Origin of the sequence: Acinetobacter sp. LMB-5, assembly GCF_001541635.1 — a bacterium.
Taxonomy (GTDB): domain Bacteria; phylum Pseudomonadota; class Gammaproteobacteria; order Pseudomonadales; family Moraxellaceae; genus Acinetobacter; species Acinetobacter pittii.
In genome coordinates, this window is sequence record NZ_LRDR01000002.1 from 81,981 (window position 1) to 96,691 (window position 14,711).

The following is a 14,711-nucleotide window of genomic DNA, read 5'->3' on the forward strand; positions in this document are numbered from 1 at the left end:
TTTTGGATATAAGAATGACCAAACAGTTTGCAGTAATTGGCAACCCCATCGAACAATCACGCTCTCCTGAATTGCATCATGCTTTCGCTCAAAAAACAGGTATTGACCTAGACTACCAAAAACGTCTTGCCCCTCTTGATGGTTTTGAGCCGAGTATGCGTAGTTTCTTTGAAAGTGGCGGGAGTGGCATGAACGTTACCGTGCCGTTTAAAGAACAGGCATTTGCTTTGTGTGATGTGCTGACTGAACGTGCTCAAATTGCCAAAGCTGTAAATACACTTTGGATGCAAGATGGCAAATTGCATGGTGACAATACAGATGGCCAAGGCTTAGTTGCCGCAATTCAAGCTTTAGATTGGAACTTAGAAAATACAGCTATTTTAATTTTAGGGGCCGGTGGTGCAACTCGCGGTGTTATTTACCCGCTTGTGCAGGCTGGTGCTAAAAAGATTGTGATTGCAAACCGGACTCTTGCTCGTGCTGAACAACTTGTAGATGACCTAAAAGCAGCAGTTCCTCAAGCTCAATTGCAAGCAGTTTCTCTAAATGAACTAGAAGGGAAATTTGATATTGTAATTAATGCAACTTCTGCAAGCCTGTCTGGTGATACATTACAACTACCAGAAAATTTAGAGTTCAAATATGCCTATGAGATGGCCTATGGCAAGCCATCTAGCTTCCTTGATCAAGCAAAACAACGCAATGTGCCTTATGCAGAAGGTTTTGGCATGCTCGTTGGCCAAGCCATTGAAGCCTTCTATATCTGGAATGGCGTAAAGCCAGAATTAAAAGATTTTCTATAAGTCAAAAAAAGAACCTACACGAAGTAGGTTCTTTTTTTATCTCATCTATTATTTTTTAGCTGTAACCATCTGCTTATAAACATCTCGGAAAATCTCATAATCAATAAATTCATTATGTTCAGGTTTTAAATTCTGAATTGTTTTTTCCGTAAGTTGCTGTTTGCGAGCAGCGACATAAACTTTACCTAAAATATCAGCTGTTTCTGACAACAAATGTTTTTCTTCATCAGAACTACCATTTTGTTTTTCAAACTCTAATTGATACTGTTTTGAGAAAAGCTGTTCAGGTTGCTTATATTGTTTCTGTAGTTTTTGCCATGCTTCACGCCCAGCTTCACCTTGTATTGTTGTGATCACAATATGGTCCACAGCTCGGCCTAAGTCATTATCAAACTGATCTTCTTGCTCAAGATGATGTTTTTTCTGTAACGCCTCAATACGTTCTAAAGCTTTGCCTTGAGGGTTATAAGTTTCCTCTTCAGAGAACCAATAAGCATAAACCTCGGCAATTTCTTGCAACTGTTGAACTGAATAATAATGAATATATGACGGTTTTTCAGCAGTCAATTTTGCAATAAACACAGCCTTATATGTTTTGTCATAAGCATGTGTTGCATCATAAGTTTGGTTAGCCAACAGTGCCAGAGTCGAGTCTAAATCTTGTACATCGCTATGTGCACCAACTGGATGCTCAGAGACATCACCCTGCCCAAGTTTTTCACTAAACCCTTTTATAAAGTTTTCAAATAAAGAACCCTTACTTGCCTCTGCAACCGATTTAGCTTGTTTAAGCTGCTGCTGATTAATTGGGGTCGCTTTACCATAATTGAGAATTTGCATGTCTGCTTTAATATTAAAGCGATGGTTAAATTCAGCTGGTGTATACGCAATATCATAATCCGCGTTGACTAAACGGCCCTTTTCATCCAGTCCGACATCAATCGCAACCGGATTTCTTTGTTTTGGTAAAGCTTGTTCAATTTCTGCTTTATGCTTGATCCATAGAGCTTTGAATGCCTCATCATCAACAAATTGGCTTTGATCATAAGCAGCAAAAGTTTGTTTCAACGCAGCTTGACGAGCTTTAATCTGAGTTTTTTCGGTATTTCCAGCGCTCTGATCAAGCACATCAATACCGTAAATTTGACAGTAATTAATATCACCTAAGGCAACGGAACTTTTTTGAGACTGTAATTCGACACACTGATCTTCTGTAAGTGAAGCCACTTCTTCATCTTGTGTCACTTCTTCAGCATCTGCTACAGCAACATCTTCGGCGTGGGCCGTATCAGAAGCATCCTCTTCGGCTGCACCAGCTTGAACTGCACTTGATTGGTCTTCATCACCATATTCTGAATCTAGAGCATTACCGAAATGAGCATTAATCAGTGAGTAAAGTTGTTGGCTAACTGCGGCTGCATCTTCAGAAGAAACTTTTTGCCCATCAGCATTACCTTCTTTACTCTTCGCTTCTGAAGCAGCTAATTCAGTTGCTATAGTTTCGGCAATCTTTTCTTCATCAAAACCGAAAACATTTTTTTGCAGATATTTAGCATTGACCTGACTATAGAGCTCCGATTGTAGCAATAATGCTTCAACAGTATCTTTTAAACGAATTTTTTCTACAATCCCCGCTTTACGCTCAGCATCACTAACTGATAAACGCTGTAAATTTTGTGGTTCAGCCAAACGATAAGATACAGCACCAGAAGCTTTCGCATATTCAACGAATTTCTTCATATCGACATTCGTAAACAGATTTTTATACTTTGAAAAATCGACATACGCTAAATTATTTTGATTATCTTTATTGACCAGATAAGGCATTAATCCGAAATAATTAACGTAAAATTTATAATCCTTCAGATCAAGTACCATTGGCAATTTTGCCTGTACCAAAAGTGTCGGTTTTTCATACCTTGCTGTAAGGTTTAAAGACCCCATTTTTTGACGATAATGAACCGAACCATCGTAACTAAATTGAAGATCATTTAATAAATTAATTAATACGGCGTTTATTTTTTCTGAGCGTGATTCACCAGAAATGCCCGAGTCCGCTTGCTCATTTGCAATTGCGGCATACAGCGCCTGCTTCTGTTTTTTATTCAAATTAATTTTTTGTTCACGTAAATATTGATCTACTTTTTTTTGCACTGCAGCATCTAGCTGCACTGTTTTTTCTACATTATTTATTTTTTTTGACTGATTTGGATCAACACTAACTTTAAAATGCCCACGATAGTCATAGCTTGGGTATTCATATATTGCATTCATACCCTGAATGACTTTTTGATCTAACTGAGTAGATGCTACCGATGGACGTAGGTTATGCTGCGCACAAGCGGTCAAACCCAAACTAAATAAACATAAACTGAGATATTTTAGATGCATAACCTTTTTTAAAACCTTATCGCTTTATCTTTTTAACAAAACTTGCTAAAAATAAGAAAATTAGTTGTTTTTTCACATAAAAGTATAAGTCCTGAATGTAGCAGAAATTATAATTTCAGGTGTATTTATTTTCGACAAAATTCGCTTTTCTGACATTTCTTTCGGGTTCGATTAACATTGTATTTTTATCATGTGAGTGAATAATCAAATCATCGATACAGATAATCCCACAATGATTCAAAATTAGGATTAAAGCCATGCCAGCATATAAAGCTCCGCTACACGATATCCGCTTCTTAATGAATGAAGTACTAGATTACCCTGCTCACTATAAAACTTTATCAAATGGTGAAAATGCTGATCCAGATACTGTTGATATGATTCTTGAAGGTGCGGCAGATTATTGTGAAAACGTATTGTCGCCACTTAACCAATCTGGTGATGAAGAAGGTTGCCATTTTGACAACGGCGAAGTAACTACTCCTAAAGGCTTTAAAGAAGCTTATGACCAATTCGTAATGGGCGGTTGGCAAGGTCTTTCTTACCCAGAAGAATTTGGTGGTCAAGGCCTTCCAATGTCTTTAAACCTGATTAAATCAGAGATGATGGGTACTGCAAACTGGTCATTTACCATGTACCCAGGTTTAAGTTCTGGTTGTATGAACACTATTTTGCAATTCGGTACTGATGAGCAAAAACAAACATATATGCCTAAGCTTGTTGAAGGCACTTGGAGCGGCACAATGTGCTTAACCGAACCTCAATGTGGTACAGACTTAGGGCAGGTAAAAACTAAAGCTGAACCTCAAGCAGACGGTAGTTACAAAATCACCGGTACAAAAATCTTCATTTCTGCTGGTGAACATGATTTAACTGAAAACATCATTCACATCGTACTTGCACGCCTTCCAGATGCACCTGCTGGTACTCGCGGTATCTCATTATTCATCGTACCAAAATTCATGCCTACAGCTGATGGCGGTGTTGGTGAACGTAATACAGTTGTTTGTGGTTCAATCGAACACAAAATGGGGATCCGTGCATCTGCAACTGCGGTACTCAACTTTGATAATGCAACTGGTTATTTAATCGGTGAAGTGAACAAAGGCCTACATGCAATGTTTACCTTCATGAATACAGCACGTATTGGTACTGCTGTTCAAGGTATTGCACACGCTGAGTTATCTTTCCAAGGCGCATTACCATATGCCAAAGATCGTATGTCAATGCGTGCGCTTTCTGGTAAAAAAGATCCGGATAAAGTTGCTGATGCAATCATTCACCATGCAGACGTACGCCGTATGTTGTTAACTCAAAAAGCAATCGCTGAAGGCGGTCGTTCTATGATTTACTACGCTGCTCAAATCGCTGACAAAATGACAGATGCTTTAGCACGTGGTGATCAAGCTGCTTTTGAAGACTACGATGATAAACTTGGTTTCTATACACCAATTTTAAAAGGTTTCTTAACTGAACTTGGTTTAGAAGCTGCTAACCACGGTATGCAAGTTTACGGTGGCCATGGCTACATTAAAGAATGGGGTATGGAGCAAATCGCACGTGATGCACGTATTGCGACTTTGTATGAAGGAACAACTGGTGTTCAAGCACTCGACTTAATTGGTCGTAAAGTGTTGTTAAGTTCAAAAGGTAAAGTAGTTCGTGAATACACTGCTGAAATCTTAAAATTCTGTGCTGCACATGCCCGTAATAAATATTTACGTCGTTTTGCTTGGGACTTAACTAAGCTTTGTGCTCAGTGGAACACTTTAACAGTTCGTATCATGCTTGCTGCACGTAAAGACCGCGACATCGTATCTTCTGCTTCTGTAGATTTCTTGATGTTCTCAGGCTACGTGATGATGGCTTATTTCTGGGCTCAACAAGCTGTGGTTGCTTCTGAAAAATTAGAAGCAGGTAACGGCCAAGAAACTGCTGAGTTCTATAAAGCAAAAATCAAAGTTGCTGATTTCTACTTTGATCGTTTATTGCCACGCGCTCAAGGTCATGCAGAATCGATGGTGACAACATCTCGCACACTAACATCATTACCAGTTGAACACTTTAGCTTCGACTACTAATGATTTTTAAGTTTTGAAATAAAAAGAGCGCAATTTATATTGCGCTCTTTTTTATATTTTTCGGATATCTATTCTTTAGTTAAAACATAAGCCTGATTTGGAACAAAATAATTTTGCTCTAAAAATTCACGATTTTTTCCATAGTCGCTATAAAGTAACTTTTCTAAATTTGTGACCAATCTTTTATTTGAATCAATATTAAAATAAAAATTAACTTTAGATAATGGACATTGAATCGTTAACTCACGCTCTTTTTCATCCACTTTCCAATTTAGAGTAGGACATAATTGATTTACAGCGGCACTTTTAGCCCCGTCTTTACTTCCCACACGACCAAAATGAACAACATTCCAATAAGCCGACCCATTTGGTAATAAATTTAAAATGTACTCTGCTTCGCCTGATTCACAATCAGCAAAAGCATCCTCGCATGAAATACGAGTATGATATCGTCCTACATATTGCAATGACGCTGCGTTTAATTTTTGGGTTTGATCTGAGGTATCTTCAGGTAAGAAAGTTCGTCCAGCGACATAATCCAATGTTTTTATAGATGTACTACTTTTTATTAAGTTTTCTTCATGATTAGAACTAGAACTTGTAGTTGAGTGATCTTTTGAATTGGTATGGTTTATATCGCAAGCACTCAGTGTCATGCACATCGCAGCCACTACAACCACATGCTTAACTGAAAAACGAGACCACTTCAAAGACATATACATTATTCACAGATAACAGCAACAGCTCTATTTACACTTCAAATCAAGTATTAGCTGATTGCCGCTTTAAACTCTTAAGCCCTGAAAGGGTGCATTTTAGTAGATGTTGGTTTCGTTCCTTTCAATCCTTTACATATTTTAACTATTTTACTTTTTAAAGGGCTTTAAACCCGTTATTTCGTCTCCATATTTTTATTAAGCAAGAGCAATAGCTTCTTGTAACTTTTATCTTTAAGGAGAATTAGATGGCCAGTTCTGGTTTATATCGCTCGAACCGACACAGCATGATCGCCGGTGTAATGGGTGGTATTGCTGAACGTTTTGGTTGGAACGTAACTTTACTACGTGTCATTTTTGTTTTGATCTCAATTATGAGTGCTGCCTTTCCAGGAATTTTAGTTTATCTGGTTTTATGGTTAGTAATTCCGAAAAAACAGCCAGAACATATTGAAGGCTATCGACAATCCGTCCGAACAGTAAATGAAGAACAAGTACGTTAATTCATAACTTTGGTCGCTACGGTTGCATCCCCTAATCAACCGTAGCTTTTTTTATTCTAAAAATTATAGCTTTCGATTTAACTGTTGCTGTAATGCAGCAATCATATCTGCACGGCTAATCATTCCTATAAGCTTACGATCTTCAACAACAGGAATGTAATTAAAAGACTTTTCAACAAAGTATGGCACCAAATCTTGAATAGGTTGAGTTGGCAGTACGGTAACCACTCTACGGCTCATGATTTGTTTTACATAATGCTGCCAAGAATTTCTTGGATCGGCTGCACCTTTAAACCACTCTACGACTTCATATAACGCTAAAGTTCCGACCAAATGGTTTTCTGCATTTACTACAGGGAGGCTCATTAAGTTCACTTGTTTAAACTTATCGAGTGCCTGATGAATATCGTCATCTTCATGTAGTTTAATCACATCACGGCTCATAATATCCTGACAGATATATTGATTTACCATACGCTCATTGGCATGTTCCTGAGCTTCTAAAATGATTTTTTCTAAGTCGTATTGGCTAATATCTAAAAGTTCAGTGTGATGCCCTAATGCATACTCAATATCTTTCGGCTGAATTGATACTTTTTGAGTTGGCGTTGGGTCTTTACTACGTTCATTTAAATGCGCGGTAACCGGATAATGTCGCCCAATCAATCGATTAAAGAAAACAGCAAACCCAAGTAAAAGGAACGAATTGAGTAAAACTGGATAAAAAATAAAATAAAAGCCTAATTTATGAATTGCAGCACCGCCCAACACAGCCGTAATTGCGACTGCACCACTCGGTGGGTGCAAAGAGTCGGTAGTCATCATTAAAAATATAGCAAAACCCACAGCCACACTAAAAGCTGTAGTTAAATCAGGAATCCACTGTGCACAGGCAACGCCAATTATGCCGGCTAAGGTATTACCAACAATTACATTCCATGGTTGGGCCAAAGGACTGGTCGGCACAGCAAAAAGAAGAACAGATGAGGCACCCATTGGGGCGATGTACCATGCATTAATTCCCCCGAGAACATACCAGCTAATTAAGGAGGAAATTGCTAAACCACACAACGCTCCAATACCGCAAAGTAACCGTTCTTTTAAGGGTAAAACCTTAAAATTTGGCTTTAAAATCTGTAACCATTCTCGCTGTATAACACTCACAGTACACCTTAGGGGATATGCCGTCATTTATAACGGGCAAAAGTATACGCCCAAAGCCACATAAAGTGCATTTAAATTATACCTTTCAACAATAAGAAAACTGGCTGAATTATTCTTTATGATTTTAAAACTTTAATATTCCATCAATTTTTCATTTAAATAACGCCAATACCGCTTCGGCAAATATTGCACATGAAGTTTTATATTCTGGCGTTCAGTAATATTTACACTGTTAAAATAATCCTTCCAAAGCTGATCATATAAAACTTCCTGCTCATCAAGCTCAAGCTGAAAGCTTTGACTCATCCCATTTTTTAAATTGCGGTCAACCTCAGAGGCTTCGAGTAAAACTTCATGTATTTCACATAAATCATAATAAAGCCCGAACTTGCGTTGCTCGTCATAAATAAGCCAACGCTGATCTTGATAGCGCCGTTTAAAATGTGGCTGAATAAGCGGTAAAACATTAAAATCAGGACGCACTAAACTTAAAAAAAGTTCATCCTTGGTTTTCTTAAACCGAATAAAAGCTTCCATCCGATGCTTCTCTCGCCCGACCTTTTTCGACCACTGTGCAATCGCTAAAACACTTGGATTTGAATAATCTTTTTCTATAGAAACATGGTTAGTAAACACATAGATACAATAATTAAATAAATGCTGATAGGCATCTAAAGATTCAGATAAAGATGCAAAATAAAATTGTTTTAACGAAGAAGATGAAAGCTTTTTTTGTAGCGCAGACCACACACGCTCAGCATGCTGCTCGTTATTTGCAACCTCAATTTTATCGGCAAATAAGCCATGTTGAGCTGCATCATTCAGATGGAGCCTGACCTGTAATTCTTTAAATTGAAAAGCACGAAACACACAGCTCAGCAACCCAACCATCGAACCATCAAAATAGTAAGCTACTTCATCATTAAACATGACTAAAACCCAAGGCTTAATTGTGGCGAGAGTTGCTGCACATATTTCGAAGATCCCTGCGTTAAAATCTGCTGCCGAATAAAACTTGAGGATAATTCTTTTTGGAATTTAGGACTGTCTTCACAGCGAATAAAGAATTTTGCACGTTGGTAAGCCACGCCTAGTTTTTTAAGTAAATCGATATGAATTTTTCCAAAACGGCGAGCCTGCACAATTTTCTTAGCCGATTTCACGCCAATGCCCGGTACACGCAAAATCATTTGGTAATCGGCACGATTTAAATCTACTGGAAACTGTTCAGGATGCCTTAAAGCCCAGCTTAATTTCGGGTCTACATCAAGGTCTAAGTTTGGGTGTTTTTCATTGACGATTTCATTGACCTGAAAACCATAAAAACGCATTAGCCAATCGCTTTGATAGAGTCGATTTTCACGAAGCAACGGTGGTGCAGAACCAACGGCGGGCAAGTAATTATTTTCGGTATTAATTGGGATATAACCCGAAAAATAGACGCGCTTGAGTTTAAATTCTTTGTAGTGTTTGTCTGCCATAAACAAGACATCTTGGTCTGACTCTTGATGGGCCCCCACTACCATTTGTGTGGTCTGCCCTGCTGGCACATATTTCGGCACATGCTTAATGATTTGTCGCTCATCTTTAAGCTGAATGAGCCTGTCACGGACCAAACCTAAATCTTTTTGCACTTCCTGATGTGATTTTTCTGGTGCAAAAGTTTTTAGCCCAACCTCGGTCGGCATCTCTAAATTAATACTCATCCGATCAGCATATAAACCTGCTTCATGAATCAGTTCAGGCGATGCTCCTGGAATAGTTTTTAGATGAATATAACCATTAAAGTTTTCTTCAAGGCGTAACTTCTTTACAACTTGAAGCATACGCTCCATCGTGTGATCTGCCGATTTAAAAATGCCTGAGCTTAAAAATAAGCCTTCGATATAATTACGGCGATAAAAATTAATGGTTAAATCTACAACCTCTTGCACCGTAAATGCTGCACGCTGGACGTCGTTAGAACGGCGTGAAACACAATAGGCACAGTCAAAAATACAAACATTACTAAATAGAATTTTTAAGAGAGATACACAGCGGCCATCTTCAGTATAGCTATGGCAAATTCCTGAATGACTGGCATCTCCCAAACCTTTATCTTTATTTTTACGGTCACTGCCACTTGATGAACAAGACACATCATATTTAGCAGCATCAGCAAGAATCTGTAGTTTTTCCCGAATGCGATCAGACATATCAAACGACTCATTTATGGCATCGTTTAAAAAATATCATTTTGCATTCTTAAATTTAATCCAGTGAAGTACGCTCGGCGTCATGAGGTGACGTTTAAAATAATCCGTCTTAATTAACATATTCTTCTAGTTGCTTTACACGCTCGGCATACTCTTGCATTGGGCAATATGAATACATCGGTGAGCCAATGTATGAGCCTGCATTACTACACTCCTGATCTACATAAGCTTTCCAAAGTCGTTGAGATTTTAGAATATCTTGATAACGCTCTGGCTGTTTATATTCTTCGCTTTGTGTACGAATTTGATCAATCAAAGCAACTATTTTTTCTTCATAAGTCTTTTTAGCTTGTTCAGAACAGCTATGCACAACCATATTGTTAATACTCTCAAGCTGCATTTCTTTAATGGTCTGCTCTACACATTGGTTGTACTCGTCTTGCTCGTCAGCATCGATCTGCGCATACAACCAGTGACTACAAAAAAGGCTGGATAAAACAATGAGTTTGCAGCAAAATTTCAGCATAATTTATTCTCGATTCTATAATTTTTAATATGCTTCAATATAACAAAAAAATGATCATTCGCGCACTTGCGCTAGCTCCCATCCCTTTGTTGAGTATATCTGCCTTAGGAATAATCATCTTCAATGCGGAATTTAGTCTTTATTCGGTTGCAGTTATTTTTCTGGCCCATTTCTTATTTTATTTACTTTTTTATGGCCTTCTGGTTATTCCTTTCGCATATATCACTTCATATTTTCTCGCGCGTAAAAATCGTTTAAATCTGATGAGTATTTTTATCTGCGCAACTGTCATCTGGATTTTGATTAGCCCTATTACACGCTTAATTTTTGTCGGTTCATTCCCTTCTCCTTGGTGGCATATTTATAAGATCTATAGTTTTTATCTTATGATTTTATTTACCAGCTTTTGCTACTGGCTAGGCTTGGAATGGCTGAGGCGAAAACAAATAGGCTAATCCCGTAGTACTTTTATCTGGCATTTTTTGTAAGGATAGTGATAGTAATTAATCATTTTTATTAGATTATATTTTTCAAATGTATTACCCTTGCTTATACTATATACATAATTACAAGATTCAAAGTTACATTGATTTAAATGAAAATATCTATCTTTAATAGTTTTAAAATCTTCACTCAAAATTTAGATCCAGATAAAGATCAAATTTGGCATTGTCTAATCATGACACCCATCTATTTATACATAGTTACTTTATTCATATTTTTAAGCTCTTTAATCATCCATAAAGATTTTTCTTTTGAGATCTTACTAAACACTCCTGTCGGACTACTCTTTATTGCAGCCATTTATTACATATTGGTTTTTATACCTGCTTATTTTTTACAACTATTTTTATTGAAATTCAATTTCCTTAATTTCGTTTCTATTCTTGTTAGCGCAATTTTTCTTACTTTTTTAATTCCAAATATTTTAGCAATTTTATTTATGGACCCATGGCAAATCCTTCCAATAGAAATCATATGTATGGTCAGTTTATTTTCTCTAACTTTCGCTATCACTTATTGGATTTTACTACTCAAAACTTTAAAAAAAGCAGCTAAACCATCAAATCTGAAATTCCCAAACTAGCCTTTGCCACTCCCCCACAAAATCCTTATACTTAGTGGCAATTTTTCTCATAAATTCGTGGATGCTACATGAGTCGCGCCATCTCGCACATTGATACATTTCAGGGCTTAATTCTTGCCCTACAAAACTATTGGGCCGAACAAGGCTGCGTCGTACTACAACCTTACGACATGGAAATGGGCGCTGGAACATTCCACACCGCAACATTCTTACGTGCTTTAGGGCCTGAAACTTGGAATGCTGCATACGTTCAACCTTCACGCCGTCCAAAAGATGGCCGCTATGGTGAAAACCCGAACCGTTTGCAACACTACTACCAGTTCCAAGTGGTACTTAAGCCAAACCCAGACAACATCCAACAGCTATATCTTGATTCTTTAAAAGCAATCGGGATTGATACTCTTACTCACGATATTCGCTTCGTAGAAGACAACTGGGAATCTCCAACGCTAGGTGCTTGGGGCTTAGGTTGGGAAGTTTGGCTTAACGGTATGGAAGTAACTCAGTTCACTTACTTCCAACAAGTTGGTGGTGTTGAATGTTACCCAGTAACAGGTGAAATCACTTACGGTTTAGAACGTCTTGCAATGTACCTTCAAGGTGTTGACTCGGTTTATGACCTTGTTTGGACCAAAGGCCAATTTGGTACTGTGACTTACGGCGACGTATTCCATCAAAATGAAGTTGAGCAATCGACTTATAACTTTGAATACGCTCCAGTTGAGAAACTATTTGAACTGTTTGATTTTTACGAATCAGAAGCAAACCGTTTAATTGAAGCAAAACTTTCTCTTCCTGCTTATGAGCAAGTGGTTAAAGCGTCTCATACCTTTAACTTACTTGATGCACGTGGCGCAATTTCTGTGACTGAGCGTCAACGTTACATTTTACGTGTACGTACTTTAGCGCGTGCTATTGCACAAAGTTATGTACAAGCACGTGCAGAGCTTGGCTTCCCAATGGCAGAACCACATTTGCGTGATGAAGTATTGGCACAGCTAAAAGCACAAGCTGAAAGTGAAGCAGCAAAGGCGGAGAAAAACTAATGAGCAAACATACTGTTTTATTCGAACTTGGCTGTGAAGAGCTTCCACCAAAAAGCTTAAAAACTTTACGTGATGCCTTACAGGCAGAAACGGTAAAAGGCTTAAAAGATGCGGGCTTAAACTTCGTATCAATTGAAGCTTATGCAGCCCCCCGTCGTTTAGCGCTTAAAATTGTTGATATCGATGCTGCTCAAGCTGATACACAAAAACGTTTTGACGGCCCTGCTGTTCAAGCGGCTTACGATGCAGAAGGCAAACCAACTAAAGCACTCGAAGGCTTTATGCGTGGTCAAGGGATTACAGTTGATCAGCTTTCTACTTTCCAAGCAGGTAAAGTTGAAAAAGTTTGTTATTTAAAAGATGTGAAAGGTCAAAGCCTTGATGCTTTACTTCCACAGATTTTACAAACCGCATTAGACAATTTACCAATTGCTAAGCGTATGCGTTCTGCTGCAAGCCGTACCGAATTTGTACGTCCAGTGAAATGGGTTCTCTTACTTAAAGATGACCAAATTGTTGACGCCACTATTCAAGATCACAAAGCTGGCAATGTGACTTATGGTCACCGTTTCCATGCACCTGAAGCTGTGACTTTAGTGCATGCAAATGACTATTTAGCTGCTTTAGAAAAAGCTTATGTTGTTGCGAACTTTGAAAAGCGTCAAGCAACTATTCAAGAACAAGTGAAAAAGTTAGCTGATGAAGTGAATGCAACTGCGATTGTTCCAGCTGATTTACTTGACGAAGTAACAAGTCTGGTTGAATGGCCTGTGGCTTTACGTGCAACTTTTGAAGAACGCTACTTAGCTGTTCCTCAAGAAGCTCTTATTACGACAATGCAAGACAACCAGAAGTATTTCTGTTTGATCAATAGCGAAGGTAAATTACAGCCTTACTTCATTACTGTTTCAAATATTGAGTCTAAAGATCCGACTCAAATTATTGAAGGTAACGAAAAAGTTGTTCGTCCTCGTTTGTCTGATGCTGAATTCTTCTTCTTACAAGATCAAAAGCAACCGCTTGCATCTCGTAAAGAAAAATTAGCAAACATGGTATTCCAAGCACAGCTTGGTACGCTTTGGGACAAATCAACACGTATTGCAAAACTTGCAGTTGCATTATCTTCAATCACTGGTGCAAACCCAGCAGATGCTGAAAAAGCTGCATTACTTGCTAAATGCGACTTAACCTCCGAGCTTGTTGGTGAATTCCCAGAACTTCAAGGTATTGCGGGTACTTACTACGCACGTATTGAAGGTGAAAACACTGAAGTTTCAGAAGCTTTAGGTGAGCAATATTTACCAAAATTTGCGGGTGATGTTTTACCTAAAACTAAAACAGGTACAACGATTGCTCTTGCTGACCGTTTAGATACACTTGTTGGTATTTTTGGTATTGGACAAGCACCTACAGGTTCTAAAGACCCGTTTGCTCTTCGCCGTTCAGCAATTGGTATCTTACGTTTAATCATTGAAAATGAATTAGATGTAACGATTGAAGAACTGGTAAATCTTGCACTTCAAGGTTATGGCGACATCGTTAAAGACCACGACAAAACTCGTGCTGATGCGGTTGCATTCTTGGAAGGTCGTTACCGTGCCAAGTATGAAGACCAAGGCGTTGCTGTTGACGTACTTCAAGCCGTTCAAGCTCTTGCACCAAAATCTCCACTTGATTTTGACAAGCGTGTAAATGCTGTTAACCACTTCCGTACACTACCTGAAGCTGCTGCACTTGCTGCTGCAAATAAACGTGTTGCGAACATTCTTGCAAAAGAAGCAACACCTGAAGGTTCTGTAGTTGAAGCAAACTTGGTTGAAGACGCTGAAAAAGCATTATTTGCTGAACTTCAAGCAGTGACACCTGTGGTTGAACCATTACTTGCAGCAAAAGATTACACAGCTGCCCTTTCTAAGCTTGCAGCACTTCGCGCGCCGATTGATGCATTCTTTGATGGCGTAATGGTAATGGCAGATGATGCTGACCTAAAAGCAAACCGTTTACGTTTATTGGCTCAGTTACGTAACTTGTTTACTGCAGTGGCTGATGTGAGCGTGTTGCAGGGCTAAGCCTTTATTAGTTGTAAATTAATGAGAACCCCTCTATAGATTAGTGGGGTTTTTTAATATTAAAAATAAATCCGCAGTCATCATAATGAATACCACTTCAATTAAAAATTTTTATCGTATAGATGCTTAT

The 14,711-nt window shown here is 38.3% G+C and carries 12 protein-coding genes; 6 read left to right on the forward strand and 6 right to left on the reverse strand.

The window, feature by feature from the left end; genetic code table 11:
* The first annotated feature begins 14 nt into the window (after positions 1-14).
* Complete coding sequence (aroE, locus tag AW165_RS03320) at positions 15-803, forward strand: shikimate dehydrogenase (protein ID WP_060464943.1); 789 nt, start codon at positions 15-17, stop codon at positions 801-803.
* 48 nt (positions 804-851) lie between these two features.
* Here aroE and AW165_RS03325 read toward each other — a convergent pair whose 3' ends face one another.
* Entirely contained in the window at positions 852-3,194 is a 2,343-nt protein-coding gene (locus AW165_RS03325) for a hypothetical protein (protein WP_060464944.1), read from the reverse strand.
* 257 nt (positions 3,195-3,451) lie between these two features.
* Here AW165_RS03325 and AW165_RS03330 point away from each other — a divergent pair, with 257 nt between their 5' ends.
* Positions 3,452-5,275 carry an acyl-CoA dehydrogenase C-terminal domain-containing protein gene (locus tag AW165_RS03330; RefSeq protein WP_060464945.1) on the forward strand — a complete coding sequence of 608 codons (1,824 nt, stop codon included), beginning with the start codon at positions 3,452-3,454 and terminating at the stop codon, positions 5,273-5,275.
* 68 nt (positions 5,276-5,343) lie between these two features.
* On the opposite strand, the gene AW165_RS03335 is transcribed toward AW165_RS03330, so the two are convergent.
* Positions 5,344-5,991, reverse strand: coding sequence for a hypothetical protein (locus AW165_RS03335; protein ID WP_014207770.1), 648 nt, complete (start codon positions 5,989-5,991; stop codon positions 5,344-5,346).
* A 248-nt stretch (positions 5,992-6,239) separates the two neighbouring features.
* Between AW165_RS03335 and AW165_RS03340 the strand changes: the two genes are divergently transcribed.
* The gene (locus tag AW165_RS03340; protein WP_002116779.1) at positions 6,240-6,494 is read left to right on the forward strand and encodes a PspC domain-containing protein; all 255 of its coding nucleotides are present in this window, start codon (positions 6,240-6,242) and stop codon (positions 6,492-6,494) included.
* A gap of 63 nt (positions 6,495-6,557) precedes the next feature.
* Here AW165_RS03340 and AW165_RS03345 read toward each other — a convergent pair whose 3' ends face one another.
* The 4 genes from AW165_RS03345 to AW165_RS03360 all read right to left on the reverse strand — a co-directional run bounded on the left by AW165_RS03345 (position 6,558) and on the right by AW165_RS03360 (position 10,379).
* Complete coding sequence (locus tag AW165_RS03345; protein ID WP_060464946.1) at positions 6,558-7,658, reverse strand: HPP family protein; 1,101 nt, start codon at positions 7,656-7,658, stop codon at positions 6,558-6,560.
* A 132-nt stretch (positions 7,659-7,790) separates the two neighbouring features.
* Positions 7,791-8,588: a TIGR03915 family putative DNA repair protein gene (locus AW165_RS03350; protein WP_060464947.1), complete on the reverse strand. Its 798-nt coding sequence runs from the start codon at positions 8,586-8,588 to the stop codon at positions 7,791-7,793.
* Positions 8,589-8,590: 2 nt separating this feature from the next.
* Positions 8,591-9,853 (reverse strand): putative DNA modification/repair radical SAM protein, encoded by a 1,263-nt coding sequence (locus AW165_RS03355; protein ID WP_033848824.1) that lies wholly within the window; start codon positions 9,851-9,853, stop codon positions 8,591-8,593.
* Between the two features lie 109 nt (positions 9,854-9,962).
* Positions 9,963-10,379 carry a lysozyme inhibitor LprI family protein gene (locus AW165_RS03360; protein ID WP_060464948.1) on the reverse strand — a complete coding sequence of 139 codons (417 nt, stop codon included), beginning with the start codon at positions 10,377-10,379 and terminating at the stop codon, positions 9,963-9,965.
* Positions 10,380-10,408: 29 nt separating this feature from the next.
* Here AW165_RS03360 and AW165_RS03365 point away from each other — a divergent pair, with 29 nt between their 5' ends.
* From AW165_RS03365 to glyS, 3 genes are all read left to right on the forward strand, one after another.
* Positions 10,409-10,834 carry a hypothetical protein gene (locus AW165_RS03365; RefSeq protein ID WP_046811847.1) on the forward strand — a complete coding sequence of 142 codons (426 nt, stop codon included), beginning with the start codon at positions 10,409-10,411 and terminating at the stop codon, positions 10,832-10,834.
* Between the two features lie 700 nt (positions 10,835-11,534).
* Positions 11,535-12,512, forward strand: a complete 978-nt coding sequence (gene glyQ, locus AW165_RS03375; RefSeq protein ID WP_002044989.1) for a glycine--tRNA ligase subunit alpha — start codon at positions 11,535-11,537, stop codon at positions 12,510-12,512.
* Positions 12,512-14,581 (forward strand): glycine--tRNA ligase subunit beta, encoded by a 2,070-nt coding sequence (gene glyS, locus AW165_RS03380; RefSeq protein WP_060464949.1) that lies wholly within the window; start codon positions 12,512-12,514, stop codon positions 14,579-14,581. Before glyQ ends, glyS begins: the two co-directional genes overlap by 1 nt.
* Positions 14,582-14,711 lie beyond the last annotated feature (130 nt).